Source organism: Streptomyces sp. NPDC093984, assembly GCF_044764595.1.
GTDB classification, from domain to species: Bacteria; Actinomycetota; Actinomycetes; order Streptomycetales; family Streptomycetaceae; genus Streptomyces; species Streptomyces cynarae.
Genome location: NZ_JBIWIM010000002.1, coordinates 133,669 through 148,642, shown reverse-complemented (window position 1 = coordinate 148,642; position 14,974 = coordinate 133,669). Strand labels below are relative to the sequence as shown.

General features: G+C 72.4%; 13 protein-coding genes. 9 read left to right on the top strand and 4 right to left on the bottom strand.

Features of this window, described 5'->3' with window-relative positions; all coding sequences use genetic code 11:
* The first annotated feature begins 228 nt into the window (after positions 1-228).
* The 5 genes from ACIRC0_RS08460 to ACIRC0_RS08440 all read left to right on the top strand — a co-directional run bounded on the left by ACIRC0_RS08460 (position 229) and on the right by ACIRC0_RS08440 (position 7,454).
* Positions 229-1,425: a sensor histidine kinase gene (locus tag ACIRC0_RS08460; protein ID WP_403613105.1), complete on the top strand. Its 1,197-nt coding sequence runs from the start codon at positions 229-231 to the stop codon at positions 1,423-1,425.
* A 178-nt stretch (positions 1,426-1,603) separates the two neighbouring features.
* Positions 1,604-2,953: a sensor histidine kinase gene (locus ACIRC0_RS08455; protein ID WP_403613102.1), complete on the top strand. Its 1,350-nt coding sequence runs from the start codon at positions 1,604-1,606 to the stop codon at positions 2,951-2,953.
* Positions 2,954-3,506: 553 nt separating this feature from the next.
* Entirely contained in the window at positions 3,507-4,166 is a 660-nt protein-coding gene (locus ACIRC0_RS08450; protein ID WP_403614662.1) for a LuxR C-terminal-related transcriptional regulator, read from the top strand.
* A gap of 287 nt (positions 4,167-4,453) precedes the next feature.
* Complete coding sequence (locus tag ACIRC0_RS08445) at positions 4,454-6,382, top strand: 2-oxoacid:acceptor oxidoreductase subunit alpha (RefSeq protein WP_403613100.1); 1,929 nt, start codon at positions 4,454-4,456, stop codon at positions 6,380-6,382.
* Complete coding sequence (locus ACIRC0_RS08440) at positions 6,375-7,454, top strand: 2-oxoacid:ferredoxin oxidoreductase subunit beta (RefSeq protein ID WP_403613098.1); 1,080 nt, start codon at positions 6,375-6,377, stop codon at positions 7,452-7,454. The genes ACIRC0_RS08445 and ACIRC0_RS08440 overlap by 8 nt, the downstream gene beginning before the upstream one ends.
* Before the next feature lie 13 nt (positions 7,455-7,467).
* Here the strand turns inward: ACIRC0_RS08440 and ACIRC0_RS08435 are convergent, their stop codons facing one another.
* Positions 7,468-7,878, bottom strand: coding sequence for a winged helix-turn-helix transcriptional regulator (locus ACIRC0_RS08435; RefSeq protein WP_403613094.1), 411 nt, complete (start codon positions 7,876-7,878; stop codon positions 7,468-7,470).
* 92 nt (positions 7,879-7,970) lie between these two features.
* Between ACIRC0_RS08435 and ACIRC0_RS08430 the strand changes: the two genes are divergently transcribed.
* Together ACIRC0_RS08430 and rarD are read left to right on the top strand one after the other, a co-directional pair.
* Positions 7,971-8,825 (top strand): SDR family oxidoreductase, encoded by an 855-nt coding sequence (locus ACIRC0_RS08430; protein ID WP_403613092.1) that lies wholly within the window; start codon positions 7,971-7,973, stop codon positions 8,823-8,825.
* Between the two features lie 136 nt (positions 8,826-8,961).
* Positions 8,962-9,948, top strand: a complete 987-nt coding sequence (rarD, locus tag ACIRC0_RS08425) for an EamA family transporter RarD (protein WP_403613089.1) — start codon at positions 8,962-8,964, stop codon at positions 9,946-9,948.
* 12 nt (positions 9,949-9,960) lie between these two features.
* On the opposite strand, the gene ACIRC0_RS08420 is transcribed toward rarD, so the two are convergent.
* Positions 9,961-11,679, bottom strand: coding sequence for a hypothetical protein (locus ACIRC0_RS08420; protein WP_403613087.1), 1,719 nt, complete (start codon positions 11,677-11,679; stop codon positions 9,961-9,963).
* A 252-nt stretch (positions 11,680-11,931) separates the two neighbouring features.
* Between ACIRC0_RS08420 and ACIRC0_RS08415 the strand changes: the two genes are divergently transcribed.
* Both ACIRC0_RS08415 and ACIRC0_RS08410 read left to right on the top strand, forming a co-directional pair.
* Entirely contained in the window at positions 11,932-12,471 is a 540-nt protein-coding gene (locus ACIRC0_RS08415; RefSeq protein ID WP_403613085.1) for a DUF6668 family protein, read from the top strand.
* A gap of 2 nt (positions 12,472-12,473) precedes the next feature.
* Positions 12,474-13,016, top strand: coding sequence for an NUDIX hydrolase (locus ACIRC0_RS08410; protein WP_403613083.1), 543 nt, complete (start codon positions 12,474-12,476; stop codon positions 13,014-13,016).
* A 59-nt stretch (positions 13,017-13,075) separates the two neighbouring features.
* Here ACIRC0_RS08410 and ACIRC0_RS08405 read toward each other — a convergent pair whose 3' ends face one another.
* Together ACIRC0_RS08405 and ACIRC0_RS08400 are read right to left on the bottom strand one after the other, a co-directional pair.
* Positions 13,076-13,951: an ABC transporter permease gene (locus tag ACIRC0_RS08405; RefSeq protein ID WP_403613080.1), complete on the bottom strand. Its 876-nt coding sequence runs from the start codon at positions 13,949-13,951 to the stop codon at positions 13,076-13,078.
* Positions 13,938-14,936 (bottom strand): ABC transporter ATP-binding protein, encoded by a 999-nt coding sequence (locus ACIRC0_RS08400; RefSeq protein ID WP_403613078.1) that lies wholly within the window; start codon positions 14,934-14,936, stop codon positions 13,938-13,940. Before ACIRC0_RS08400 ends, ACIRC0_RS08405 begins: the two co-directional genes overlap by 14 nt.
* Positions 14,937-14,974 lie beyond the last annotated feature (38 nt).

Genomic DNA, 14,974 nt, shown 5'->3' with positions numbered 1-14,974 from the left:
GGCGGAGGGTGGGGACAACCCGAGGAAGCCATGGCGGTCGCCCTCATGGTGCGGCGGCGCGGGGCGCGGCAGGCTGGCGGACATCACCGCACGAGGCTGGAGATGTGACCGGACGGGGACGGGGTCGGGGGATATGACCGAACAGGGTCGCGGGTCCGTGCCCGAACGGGGTCGCCAGGTCCGTGCCCGAACGGGGTCGGGGGGCCATAAATGAATGGGGTCGGGGGCATGACCGAACGCAGTACGAGCCAGGGCCCGCTGGACGGCGAGCGTCCGCCGCCCGTGCGGCTGGCCCTGGACGGGCACACCTGGCGGGAGATCGCGCATCTTCTGGCGAACCTGCCGATGTCGCTGATCGGGTTCATCTACGTGGTCACGGTGCTGTCCACGGGTGGGGCGCTGACGGTGACCGTGATCGGTGTCCCGCTGCTCGCGGCCGGGCTGCTGGGCGCGCGGCAGCTGGGCAAGCTGGAGCGGGCGCGGGCCAGGGCGCTGCTCGGGGTGCGGGTGGAGGAGCCGACTCCGCTGCCGTTGCGCAAGAGCGGCGGGATGGTGCAGTGGCTGTCGATGATGCTGAAGGACCCGGTGGGCTGGCGGACTCTCCTGTACGACTTCATCCGGCTGCCCTGGGGGATCCTGAGCTTCACGGTGACGTTCATGTCGCTGTTCGTGCTGTGGCCGGTTCTGCCGTTGCTCGCGCGCGGGCTCAGCAATGTGGACCGGGCGATGGTGCGCGGCCTGCTGTCGCCCTCCGACGAGCTGGAGCGGCGTATCGCCGAACTGGAGTCCGACCGTGGGGTGGTCGTGGACACGGCGGCGGCCGATCTGCGGCGCATCGAGCGCGACCTCCACGACGGGGCGCAGGCGCGCCTGGTGAACCTGGCGATGGGGCTCGGCCTCGCCAAGGAGAAGCTGCTCGAGGACCCGGACTCGGCGGCGGAGATGGTCGAGGAGGCGCACGGCGAGGTGAAGCTGGCGCTGCAGGAGCTGCGGGACCTCGCCCGCGGCATCCATCCGGCGGTCCTCACCGACCGCGGCCTCGACGCCGCGTTGTCGTCGGTCGCCACGCGCTGCACGGTGCCGGTGAAGGTCACCGTGGACCTCGACGCGAGACCGGCCGCGGCGATCGAGGGCATCGCCTACTTCACGGTCTCCGAGCTGTTGCAGAACGTCAGCAAGCACAGCCGCGCCAGGTCCGCCTCCGTGGAGGTGTGGCGGACGGACGAACGGCTGCTCATCCAGGTGTGGGACGACGGCCGCGGGGGCGCGCGCCTCGACGGCGGTACGGGCATGGCGGGGCTCGCGGAGCGGCTGGACGCGGTCGACGGCCTGTTCGTCGTCGACTCGCCGGTGGGCGGCCCGACGACGATCACGGCGGAGCTGCCGTGGAGGGACCGCGGGGACGAGGGACGGCGGCGGAGGTAGCGGAGGTAGCGGAGAGACGGTTCCGGGGCGACGTTCCCGGGGCGACGGTCCTGGGGCGTGTCGGGGGTGGGGAAAACCCCCGGTTGAAGACGCCGACGCGCTCCATGGCCGGGCGGGCGCGGGCACAGCAGGGTGGAGACACGAACCGGGGTGGACGACTAGCAGAACGGACGAGCCGATGGCCACGCAGTACGGGCAGGGGTACGGAGAGTGGGGCGGCCCTGGGTCCCAGGGCGCCGGGGGGCGGCCGCACCGGCTTCCGGTGGCGCTGCGAGCGCCCATCGAGGCACGCACCTGGGGCGAGTTCTGCTACGTGTTGCTGAGCCTGCCGATCGGGATCGCGATGTTCACCTACGGCGTCACGATGTTGTCGATCGGGGCCGGGCTGCTGGTGACGTTCCTGGGCATCCCGGTGCTCGCGGCGGCGCTCGCCGGGTGCCGTGGGTTCGGGGCGCTGGAGCGGGCCCGGGCGCGGGGGCTGCTGGGGCTGGAGGTGGCCGCTCCGGAGCCGCTGCGGACGAACGGGCGCGGGGCGATGGCGTGGATGGGGGCGATGCTCAAGAGCGGGACGTCCTGGCGGCACATGCTGTACACGGTGCTGCAGTTCCCGTGGGCGGTGTTCTCGTTCTCGGTGGGGGTGAGTTTCTGGGCGTGCGGGTGGGCGCTGCTGACGTATCCGCTGTGGTTTTGGGTGTTCCCGGTGTACGCCGGTCAGGACGGGGTCCAGCTGTATGGCGACGAGACGCACCATGTGTACCTCGACAACCCGTTCGAGATCACGGTGACCGCGCTGGTGGGGCTGCTGATCACACTGGCCACGCCCTGGATCGTCCGGGGGCTGACGACCGTGGACCGGCTGCTGGTGCACGGGCTGCTCGGGCCGTCGCGGTTGGCGACCCGGGTGGTGGAACTGGAGTCGGACCGCGGGGCGGTGGTGGACACAGCGGCGGCGGATCTGCGGCGCATCGAGCGGGACCTGCACGACGGGGCGCAGGCCCGGCTGGTGGCGTTGGCCATGGATCTGGGGCTGGCGAAGGAGAAGCTGACGGAGGATCCGCAGGCGGCGGCGCGGATGGTGGAGGACGCGCACGGCGAGGTGAAGACGGCGCTGCAGGAGCTGCGGGACCTGGCCCGTGGGATCCATCCGGCGGTCCTCACCGACCGCGGCCTCGATGCCGCGCTGTCGGCGGCGGCCTCGCGGTGCGCCGTGCCGGTGGAGGTGGAGGTGGACCTGCCGTCGCGGCCGGCGCCGGCGATCGAGGGGATCGCCTACTTCACGGTGTCGGAGCTGCTGCAGAACGTCAGCAAGCATGCGCGGGCGTCGCGGGCGACGGTGGATGTGTGGCGGGCGGAGGACCGGCTGCTGCTGCAGGTGTCCGACGACGGGGTCGGGGGTGCCGACGCCTCCGGCGGGTCGGGGCTGGCCGGGCTGGCGGGGCGGCTCGATGCGGTGGATGGCGTGCTGGTGGTGGATTCGCCGGTCGGGGGGCCTACGCGGATCACCGCGGAGTTGCCCTGGCGCGCGTAGGGCCCCCGGCGGTGCGGCACCGGGCGGTTCCGCCCCCGCCGCCCTTACCCGTCCCCTCCCCGGAGGCTCCGCCCCCGGGTCCCCCCGCCGGGGACTCCGTCCCCCGGACCCCCTCCGGGGACTGCGCCCCGGAACCCGCCCATCGGCTCGGCTCCCGCGTCCACAGACTCCTGCCCAGCAGCTACCGCCCGCACCCCAGCCATCCCCGACCCCTGCCCGCGGACTTGCGCAGCCCCCACCCACCGGCCCAGCACCGCACCCCCACACCCCTGTCCAGCAGCTACCGCCCCCGCGCGGCACCCAGCCCGCGGCCGTCCAGCCCGCCGCCCCCAGCCCCCTGCCCGCGGACTTGCGCAGACCCCGCCCACCGGCCCAACACCGCACCCCCCGAAGCACGGCTCGAGGGCCGAGCCCCGCCCCAACCCGCCCATCCGACTGACACACCCCTCTTTCGCCCGGCAGCCACCCCGCACACGCCCCGATCCTGGAATGCTGGAGCCTGTCGTGCGGGTCGGAGACAGGTTGTGGGGGCCGGGGGATCGTGGAGGACAGGGTGCGGGTCGTCATCGCCGAGGATTCTGTGCTGCTCAGGGAGGGACTGACCCGGCTGCTGACCGACCGTGGGCATGACGTCGTCGCCGGTGTCGGGGATGCGGAGGCGCTGATCAAGACCATCACCGAGCTGGCGGACCAGGGCGAGTTGCCCGATGTCGTCGTCGCCGACGTGCGGATGCCGCCGACCCACACGGACGAAGGTGTCCGGGCCGCGGTCCAGCTGCGCAGGGAGTATCCCGGACTCGGTGTGCTCGTGCTGTCGCAGTACGTGGAGGAGCGGTACGCGACCGAACTGCTGGCCGGTTCCAGTCGCGGCGTCGGCTATCTGCTCAAGGACCGGGTCGCCGAGGTGCGCGAGTTCGTGGACGCCGTCGTGCGGGTCGCCGAGGGAGGCACCGCACTGGACCCCGAGGTGGTCGCACAGCTGCTCGGGCGCAGCCGTAAGCAGGACGTGCTGGCGGCGCTCACCCCGCGGGAGCGGGAGGTCCTCGGGCTGATGGCCGAGGGGCGGACGAACTCCGCGATCGCCCGGCAGCTCGTCGTGAGCGACGGAGCCGTCGAGAAGCACGTCAGCAACATCTTCCTCAAGCTCGGTCTGTCCCCGAGTGACGGGGATCACCGGCGTGTTCTGGCCGTGCTCACCTATCTCAACTCCTGAACAGCTGAGACTGTGTCAGACGGCGCTGCCGGATCCGGACACCACCGGGCTCCGGTGCCGGCGCCGCGTCCAGTGCCGGCCGAAGGATGAGCAGGGAGCCTTTTCAGGAGCAGCACCCGGGGGGCGAGCGAACAAATGATGACAAGTCGGGGCGCCGGACCGTCTCACGATGGTGTCCATCATGCGAACGGCCGAGGGAAGGCGACCCTTACCGACGTAGGGTTGATCCTGGGAGGGCCGTTGGGACGGCCGCTCCCGGACAGCCGCCTCGAGGGAGGTCCAGTTCAGTGACCAGCCAGGTCAGCAGTCCAGCGGGACAGGCGGACGGAGCCGTCGTAGGAGAACAGCGCAAACCGGCGGGCACGAAGGACGTGCGCCGGCTGGACCGGGTGATCATCCGGTTCGCGGGGGACTCCGGTGACGGTATGCAGCTCACCGGCGACCGTTTCACCTCGGAGACGGCGTCCTTCGGCAACGACCTGTCCACACTGCCGAACTTCCCCGCCGAGATCCGCGCCCCTGCCGGGACGCTGCCGGGTGTGTCGTCGTTCCAGCTGCACTTCGCCGATCACGACATCCTCACCCCGGGCGACGCCCCGAACGTGCTGGTGGCGATGAACCCGGCCGCCCTGAAGGCCAACGTGGGCGACCTGCCGCGCGGCGCGGAGATCATCGTCAACACCGACGAGTTCACCAAGCGCGCGATGCAGAAGGTCGGCTACGCCGCCTCTCCCCTGGAGGACGGGTCGCTCGACGGCTACAACGTCCACCCGGTGCCGCTGACCACCCTCACCGTCGAGGCGCTGAAGGACTTCGACCTCACCCGCAAGGAGGCCGAGCGCAGCAAGAACATGTTCGCGCTCGGCCTGCTGAGCTGGATGTACCACCGGCCCACCGAGGGCACCGAGACGTTCCTGAGGACGAAGTTCGCGAAGAAGCCGGACATCGCGGCCGCGAACATCGCCGCCTTCCGGGCGGGGTGGAACTTCGGGGAGACGACGGAGGACTTCGCGGTCTCCTACGAGGTCGCCCCGGCCGTCAAGGCGTTCCCGGTGGGCACCTACCGCAACATCTCCGGGAACCTGGCCCTGGCGTACGGCCTGATCGCCGCCTCCCGCCAGGCGGACCTGCCGCTGTTCCTGGGCTCCTACCCGATCACTCCGGCCTCGGACATCCTGCACGAGCTGTCCAAGCACAAGAACTTCGGTGTGCGCACCTTCCAGGCCGAGGACGAGATCGCCGGCATCGGCGCCGCCCTCGGTGCCGCCTTCGGCGGGTCGCTGGCCGTGACCACCACCTCCGGGCCGGGCATCGCGCTCAAGAGCGAGACGATCGGCCTCGCGGTCTCCCTGGAGCTGCCGCTGCTGATCGTCGACATCCAACGCGGCGGCCCGTCCACCGGTCTGCCCACCAAGACCGAGCAGGCGGACCTGCTGCAGGCGATGTACGGCCGCAACGGCGAGGCTCCGGTCCCGGTGATCGCCCCGCGCACCCCGGCCGACTGCTTCGACGCGGCCCTGGAGGCGGCCCGGATCGCGCTGACCTACCGCACCCCGGTCTTCCTGCTCTCCGACGGCTACCTGGCCAACGGCTCGGAGCCGTGGCGCATCCCCGAGCTGGACGAGCTGCCCGACCTCAGGGTGCAGTTCGCCCAGGGCCCGAACCACACCCTGGACGACGGCACCGAGGTGTTCTGGCCGTACAAGCGCGATGCGCAGACCCTGGCCCGCCCGTGGGCGGTCCCGGGCACGCCCGGCCTGGAGCACCGCATCGGCGGCATCGAGAAGCAGGACGGCAGCGGCAACATCTCCTACGACCCCGCCAACCACGACTTCATGGTCCGCACCCGCCAGGCGAAGGTCGACGGGATCGTGGTACCCGATGTGGAGGTGGACGACCCGCACGGCGCGAGCACCCTGGTGCTCGGCTGGGGCTCGACGTACGGGCCGATCACCGCGGCCGTACGCCGGCTGCGTGCGGCCGGGGAGTCGATCGCGCAGGCCCATCTGCGGCACGTCAACCCGTTCCCGCGGAATCTCGGCGCGGTGCTGGGACGTTACGAGAAGGTGGTGATCCCCGAGATGAACCTCGGCCAGCTCGCCACGCTGATCCGGGCGAAGTACCTGGTCGACGCCCACTCCTACAACCAGGTCAACGGCATGCCGTTCAAGGCGGAGCAGCTCGCCGCGGCGCTCAAGGAGGCCATCGATGGCTGAGACGACCACGGAAGGCACGGGCACGATCGAGGCGCTTTCGCTCGTCCCCAAGGCCGTGGCCAGGCAGTCCATGAAGGACTTCAAGTCCGATCAGGAAGTGCGCTGGTGCCCCGGCTGCGGTGACTACGCGATCCTCGCCGCCGTCCAGGGCTTCATGCCGGAGCTGGGCCTCGCGCGGGAGAACATCGTCTTCGTCTCCGGGATCGGCTGCTCGTCCCGCTTCCCGTACTACATGAACACGTACGGCATGCACTCCATCCACGGCCGGGCGCCCGCGATCGCGACCGGTCTCGCGGCCTCGCGGCGCGATCTGAGCGTGTGGGTGGTCACCGGTGACGGCGACGCGCTGTCCATCGGCGGCAACCACCTCATCCACGCGCTGCGCCGCAACGTGAACCTGAAGATCCTGCTGTTCAACAACCGGATCTACGGCCTGACCAAGGGCCAGTACTCCCCCACCTCCGAGGTCGGCAAGATCACCAAGTCGACCCCGATGGGCTCCCTCGACGCGCCGTTCAACCCGGTCTCGCTGGCCCTCGGCGCGGAGGCGTCCTTCGTGGCCCGCACGATCGACTCCGACCGCAAGCACCTCACCGAGGTGCTGCGCCAGGCCGCCGCCCACCCGGGCACGGCGCTGATCGAGATCTACCAGAACTGCAACATCTTCAACGACGGCGCCTTCGACGCGCTCAAGGACAAGCAGAGCGCAGAGGAGGCCCTGATCCGGCTGGAGCACGGGCAGCCGATCCGCTTCGGGGCGGACGGCGCGCGCGGTGTCGTTCGGGACAGGCAGACCGGCGACCTGAAGGTCGTCACCGTCACCCCGGAGAACGAGGCGGACATCCTGGTCCACGACGCGCACGCCGCCTCCTCCACCACGGCCTTCGCGCTCTCCCGCCTCGCCGACCCGGACACCCTGCACCACACCCCGATCGGCGTGTTCCGGTCCGTGGAGCGGCCCGTCTACGACACGGCGATGGCCGACCAGCTCGATGCCGCCATCGAGCAGAACGGCAAGGGCGACCTGGCCGCCCTGCTCGCCGGCGGGGACACCTGGACCGTCGTCGGCTGAGCGGTGCCGCTGTTCACGAGGCCCGGGCGGACAGCGCCCGGGCCTCGTCGTATGCCCGGCGGGCCTTCTCCACGTCCGCCATGCGGTCATGGGTCCACAGCGCCAGCGCCCGCACCTGCTCGGCGGCCTCGCGGCCCAGGTCGGTGAGGGAGTAGTCGACGCGCGGCGGGATCACGGGCTTGGCGTCCCGGTGCACCAGACCGTCGCGTTCCAGGGTCTGCAGGGTCTGGGTGAGCATCTTCTCGCTGACGCGGGCGGTCCGCCCGATCGCCCGGCGCAACTCGCTGAAGCGGTGCGGGCGGTCGAGGAGCTCGATCAGGACGAGCACACCCCAGCGACTGGTGACGTGCTCCAGGACGAGGCGGTACGGGCACAGCGCCTCGGCGGCTTGGCGTCTGTCGGCGGCCCCACCACTTACTGTCATGCCAGTACCTTACTTCAAAGTGGGTACTTTCGTTTGGTTAGCGCACCTCCTAGGGTGAGTGTCAGAAAGCACCCCACAAGGAGATCCAAGTCATGAGCATCGTCGTCACCGGAGCCACCGGACACCTCGGCCGTCATGTGGTGGAGCAACTGCTGGAGAAGGTTCCGGCCGAACAGATCACCGCGGTCGTCCGCACCCCGGAGAAGGCCGCCGACTTCGCGGAGCGCGGCGTGCGGATCGCCGCCGCCGACTACAACGCTCCGGAGACCTTCGACGGCCTGTTCTCGGCCGGCGACAAGGTGCTGCTGATCTCCGGCAACGAGTTCGACAAGGGCCGCGTCCAGCAGCACCAGGTGGTCCTCGACGCCGCCAAGGCCGCCGGAGTCGCCCTCTTCGCCTACACCAGCGCACCCAGCAGCCTGAAGGCCGCCCTCGCCGACGACCACCGGGCCACCGAGCAGGCCATCCTGGCCTCGGGCGTGCCGTATGTGCTGCTGCGCAACGGCTGGTACCACGAGAACTACACCGAGAACCTCGCCCCCGTCCTCGAGCACGGCGCCGTCGTCCAGGCGGCCGGCGAGGGCCGCGTCTCCTCCGCCTCGCGCGCCGACTACGCGGCCGCCGCGGTCGCCGTGCTGACCGGCGAGGGCCACGAGAACAAGGCGTACGAGCTGGGTGGCGACGAGGCGTGGGGCTTCGCCGAGTACGCCGCCGAGCTGAGCAAGCAGACCGGCAAGGAGATCACGTACAACGCCGTCTCCGTCGAGGCGTACGAGGGGATCCTGAAGGGCGCCGGGCTGCCCGGGCCGCTCGCCGCGGTCTTCTCCGGCGTGGACGCGTCCATCGAGAAGGGCGAGCTGGAGGTCACTACCGGCGACCTCTCCCGACTGGCCGGCCGCCCGACCACCCCGCTCGCCGAGGCGATCACCGCCGCGCTCAAGGGCTGAACTGCCCCTTCGGGCCCTTGAGCTTCCCGGCCCCCGCATGTCATGACCGTATGCCGATACGGGCATGACAGGCGGGGGCCGTCGCGCTACCTTCGTGGAGGCTGCACCGGGCAGCCGCGAGCGTGAGGGAGGGCCCGTGGCCGGGGACCCGAAGGGTGAGCGACGGACAGGTCTGCTGAACGGCTTCGCCGCGTACGGGATGTGGGGGCTCGTCCCGCTGTTCTGGCCCCTGCTGAAGCCCGCCGGGGCGATGGAGATCCTCGCCCACCGGATGACGTGGTCCCTCGTCCTGGTCGCCCTCGTACTGCTGGTGATGCGCCGCTGGGCCTGGGCGGGCGAACTGCTCCGGCAGCCTCGCCGGCTCGCGCTGATCACGGTCGCGGCGGCCGTCATCACCGTCAACTGGGGCGTCTACATCTGGGCGGTGAACAGCGGCCACGTGGTGGAGGCCTCGCTCGGCTACTTCATCAACCCGCTCGTCACCATCGCCATGGGCGTGCTGCTCCTGAAGGAACGGCTGCGGCCGGCGCAGTGGGCGGCGGTCGGGGTCGGCTTCGCCGCCGTGCTCGTCCTCACGATCGGCTACGGCCGTCCGCCGTGGATCTCCCTGTGCCTGGCGTTCTCCTTCGCCACCTACGGGCTGGTGAAGAAGAAGGTCAGCCTCGGCGGCATCGAGTCGCTGGCCGCGGAGACCGCCGTGCAGTTCGTGCCCGCGCTGGCGTATCTGCTGTGGCTGTCGGGACACGGAGAGTCCACGTTCACGTCCCACGGGGCGGGGCACGCTGCGCTGCTCGCGGCCACCGGGGTGGTCACCGCTCTGCCGCTCGTCTGCTTCGGCGCCGCGGCGATACGGGTCCCCCTGTCGACGCTGGGGCTGCTGCAGTACCTGGCACCCGTCTTCCAGTTCCTGCTGGGCATCCTCTACTTCCACGAGGCGATGCCGCCCGAGCGCTGGGCGGGCTTCGCGCTGGTCTGGCTGGCGCTGTCGCTGCTGACGGCGGACGCGTTGCGCACCGCGCGGCGGGCCGCGCGGACGCTCGGCGGGGCGATCCCCGGTCCACGCGCCGCCACCGCGACGGTGAGCGGCGCCGCCGACGCGGACCCGGTGGACGCCACACCGTAGCCGCCGTAGCGCCTACTGGGCGGCAGGCCGCTCGCCGGACGCCTTGCGGGCGCGCTCGGCCAAGCGGCCCATGCGGCTGCGGGCCTTCTCGAGCTGGTCGAGGTCATCTGCGGCGGGGCCGTCCTGGGCCGCGAGTTCGCTCCATACGGCGATGAGGTCGCGGCCGAGATCCAGCCCCTGGACCGGTTCGCGTACGGCACGCCAGGCGGCGGCCGCGCTCTGCACGTTGCCGTAGGCCCCGCGCCGGTCGCCGAGGCGGTGCCGGATGCGGGCCAGGTCCAGCGACAGACGGAAGGAGCGCAGGGGGTCTGTCGCCAGGTAGGCGATGTAGGCGGTGAGTTCGCGCAGGTGCAGGACGTCGGGGTGCTCGTCGCCGAGGGTCGCGGCCGACTCGGCGACGGCCTCCTCGGCCAGCCCGGACGCCTCCTCGAGACGGCCCTGCTTCACGGCCGCGCTGATCCGGGCCATGGGCTCGGCGACAGGCCCGTCCGCGCCGCCGGCCGGCGCATCCCCGAGCACGGCTTCCGCCACGGAGTCGAACTCCCGCACGGGCGGCTCCTTGACCTCGTCGTCCTGGTCGGCGGGGACGGTAACGGTCTCGAGGGCGGGGGCGGGGCCGGGGGCGGGCTTCCAGTCGGAGGCGGAGCGGGCGTCAGGGGTGCGGGTGGGGTCCGCTTCCGTGGTGGGAGGCCCGGTGACGTCGGGGCTCTTGGCGAAGGAGAAGGCGGGCGTGGGCCGGGTGGTGGGCTCGAAGGCCGCGGCAGCGGCGGAAGTGGCGGACGGTGCGGCCGGCATGACCGGCGGTGGGCCGAACGTTCCCGTCGGCGGCGAGACGGTGCCGGGGGCCGGCGGTGCGGGCGAGGGCGGGGTGCCGCCGTGGTCCGGGGCACCGGGCAGGGCCTGGGCCGGCCCGGACGTGGCGGTGATGAAGACGACCTGCTCAGGCACGGCCTGCAAAGCGAACGGGGCGACGCTGCGGCCGGGGGACGCGGGGGCGACTGCGGCGGAGGATTCGGCGGGCCGCGGGCGATGAGTGGGAGAGGCGGATTCGGCGGGCCGCGGGCGCTGAGTGGGAGAGGGAGCGGACGCCGCGGCATCCGGGCGCGGTGTGAGCGCGGCTGCGGGAGCGGACTCGGCGGGCTCCGGCAGGGCGCGCAGTACGCGGGTGTCGGGCTCGATGTCGTCCGGTGGCGTGCTCGGCGGGGCCACCGGGGACTGCGACGGTGCGTACGGGTCGTGCACCGCCCCCCGGGGGGCCGTCGGAGCCGTGGTGCCCGGGGTCGGCTGCCGGGTGCCCACCGCGCCCAGGACGTGCGTGGCCTCGGCGCGGGGCCCGGCCTCCACGGGTGCCACCTGAGCCGTACCGCCGTGCGCGGCGGCCGCGGGCGCCGCTCCCCTCCGTACCGGCTCCCCCGCGAACTCGCTGGAGCCGTCGACGTGCACCCGGATCGGTACGACGTAGCCGATCCGTTCGTCGTGCACCGAGGCGAGGACCGGGTGGCCCGTGGCGCGGGCCAGGCGGTGAAGGTGGTCCAGGACTGCCTGCTGGACCGGCTCCCCGGGTCCCGCGGCCACCGGCACCCCGCCCACCGTCGCCCCCGGGCCCGGCGCCCCGTCGCGTGCCGCCGGCACCCGGACCTCGATCGGCGTCACCCCGGACCCCGCACCCCCGTCGGATGCGGCCCCCGCGAAGGAGCGGCCCCGCTTCTGTCCGCGGCTGAGTCGAGACATCGTTCCCTCACTCGGGTCGTCGGTCGGGGAAAGGCGCCGATGTCTTCCGCCTCCATTCGGCGTCGGCTCCCCTCGTCTGCGTCCCCGGCCCTGGGTGCGGGGACGTACGGCACACCCCTTGGAGTCTCCCGCCCCCGTGCTCGTCCGCGCGTCACCGCCGCGTCACAGCCTCGTCCCAGGAACCGGAGCCCGGTACCGAACCCGCGGCACCGCAGGTGAAGATCAAGGGCGAGGAGCGACCGAGGAGAGGCGATGCAGGGGATCGCGCGGCAGGGGCCCGGTGGGCCGGAGATCTGGGTCCGCGGGCCGGCGGCCGACGGCGCACGGCCGCCGTCCTACGGCAGCGCGAGCCCACACCGGTTCGCCTGGGTGGCCACCCACGGCGGCGCCGGCACCTCGACGCTCGCCACCGTCTTCGGCGGCTTCGACGCGGGCCGCGGCTGGCCCCGCCCCGAGCACGGCGAACCCTCCTCGGTGCTGCTGGTCGCCCGCACCCACGCGACCGGCCTGGGGTCCGTCCTCCAGTGCCTCGACGCCTTCCGGCGCGGCGCGGCCCCGCCCGGCCTCGCCCTGGACGGCGTCGTGCTGGTCGCGGACGCACCGGGCCGCCTGCCGCGCCCGCTCGCCCAGCGCGTCAAGGCGATCGAGTCGATGATCGGCGTCCACCGCGTGCCCTGGGTACCGGCCTGGCGCACCGGCGACCTGGGCGGCCGGCCACCCCGCGAGTGTGACCGGCTGGCCCGCCTGGTCGGCCCGTCCACGCCCTCGGGCGGCGGATCGGGGGTGCGCTGAGCATGCGCTGGACCGTGCACGGCGAGCGGGCGCTGTACGAGACACCCTGGGTGCGGCTGCGGGCGCTCGACGTCGAACAGCCCGACGGGGCACGCTGTGAGTACCACGTGGTCCGGCTGCGGGACGTCGCCGTCGCCGCGGCCGTCGACCGCGAGCAGCGCGTGCTCATGATGTGGCGGCACCGCTTCGTCACCGACACATGGGCCTGGGAGCTGCCCATGGGTCTCGTCGAGGACGGTGAGGAGCCCGCCGCGGCGGCAGGGCGCGAACTCGAGGAGGAGACCGGATGGCGCGCGGGCTCGCTGCGTCCGCTGGTGTGCGCCCAGCCCGCGGCCGGCGTCACCGACTCCCGGCACTTCGTGTTCCGCACGGACGACGCCACGCGCGTGGGCGAGCCGACCGAGCGCAACGAGTCCGACCGCCTGGAGTGGATCCCGCTGCCGGAGGTGCGGGCGATGATCGAACGCGGTGAGATCGTCAGCAGCGCCACGCTGGTGGGCGTGATGGCCCTGCTGCTCGACCTCGGGCCCGGCCCGGGCGGCTGACCCCGGGGTGGCGGGGACGGTGGACCGTGATGGCGCGGGCGGCCCCTGCCGGCCCGCACCTACGCCGTGATGTCCTTCGCCGTGAACCGCGCCCAGGCCGCCGAGCCGAAGACCGCCGCGTACAGGGCCTGCAGGCCCAGGTTGCGTATCAGGTCGTCCCAGTAGACCGGGTCGCGCATCAGGTCCGCGAAGGACAGCCAGTAGTGCGAGAAGAAGTACGGCTGGAGCGCGTGCAACTGCGGAATCTGGTCCATGATCTGGACCGTGATGAGCAGCCCCACCGTCGTCGCCATCGCCGCGATGCCGCTGCCCGTGAGCGTGGAGATGAACAGTCCGAGGGCCGCAACGCCGATCAGGGACGCGGCGACGACCAGGGCGATCAGCAGGGCCCGGCCAAGGCCCTCGGCGAAGCTGATGCGCGTACCGGAGATCGTCGTCAGGTCGCCCAGCGGGAAGAGCAGGGCGCCCACCGCGAGCGCCGAGACGGCGACGACGAGGGTGGCGATCAGGCAGAAGGCGATCGTCGTTGCGTACTTGGTGAGCAGCAGGCGGGTACGGCCCGCGGGGGCGACCAGCAGGTAGCGCAGGGTGCCGGAGCTCGCCTCGCCCGCGATCGCGTCGCCCGCGACGACACCGATCGCCATCGGCAAGAAGAACGGGAGCGTCGCGGCGAGCGCGGTGAACACCAGGAACAGGCCGTTGTTGGTGATCTGCGTGATGAACGCCGGGCCGCCGCCCCCGCCCCGACCGCCGGACCCGTCGCTCGTCTCGAGCTTCACGGCGATCCCGACCAGGATCGGCACGGCGGCGAGCACGGCCAGCAGGGCGAGCGTGCGCCAGCGCCGGAACGTGGTCACCAGCTCGCTGCGCAGCAGCCCGAAGGTCCACAGCGGGCTCGTCCGGCGCGGCACGACGGCCGCCTCAGCCTGCGACATCGAACCCCTCCCCGGTCAGCGCCACGAACGCGTCCTCCAGGGAGGCACGTTCGACGCCGAAGCCGCGTACGCGGACTCCCGCCGCGACCAACGCGGCGTTCACATCGGAAAGTTCCCGGTCCTCAGGCTCGGCCGTCACCCGGTTCTCCTCCACCACCACATCGGCCACACCCTGTTCCTTCAGGACGCGTGCCGCGTCGGTGACGTCCGGGGTGGTCACGACGAGGCGTCCGCGCGCCCCGGCCACCAGGTCTCCCACCGGGCCCTGCGCGATCAGCCGGCCCTGCGCCATCACCGCCGCGTGCGTGCAGACCTGCTCGATCTCGTCGAGCAGGTGGGAGGAGAGGAAGACGGTCGTGCCGTCGGAGGCCAGTTCCCTGACCAGGGCACGGATCTCCCGCATGCCCTGCGGGTCGAGGCCGTTGGTCGGCTCGTCCAGGACGAGGAGCCTGCGGGGCTGGAGCAGGGCGGCCGCGAGACCGAGGCGCTGCTTCATCCCCAGGGAGTACGCCTTCGCCTTCTTGCCCGCGGCCGCCGTGAGGCCGACCCGGTCGAGGGCGGCCGCGACGCGGGTCCGCCGGGTGCGCGGGTCGGCGGTGGGGTCGGCGGCGTCGTAGCGCAGGAGGTTGTCCCGGCCGGAGAGGAAGCCGTAGAGCGCCGGGCCCTCGATGAGGGCGCCGACGTGCGGGAGCACGGCGCGCGTGGCCCGGGGCATGGGCTGCCCCAGCACGCGTGCCGAGCCCGAGGTGGGCTCGATCAGGCCCATCAGCATGCGGATGGTGGTGGTCTTGCCGGAGCCGTTCGGCCCGAGGAAGCCGAAGACGCTGCCCGCCGGGACGGTCAGATCGAGCCCGTCCACGGCGAGCTGCCCGCCGCGGTAGCGCTTGGTGAGGGCGCGGGTGGCGATGACCGGGGCATCCAGGTCACTCGCCGCCCTCGCCGCCGAGTCCTTCGACTGCGCTTCCGCGGCGGGCAGTTCCTCCATGGGCTCTTCTGCTCCCCTTCGTCCGTACGCCGTACGGT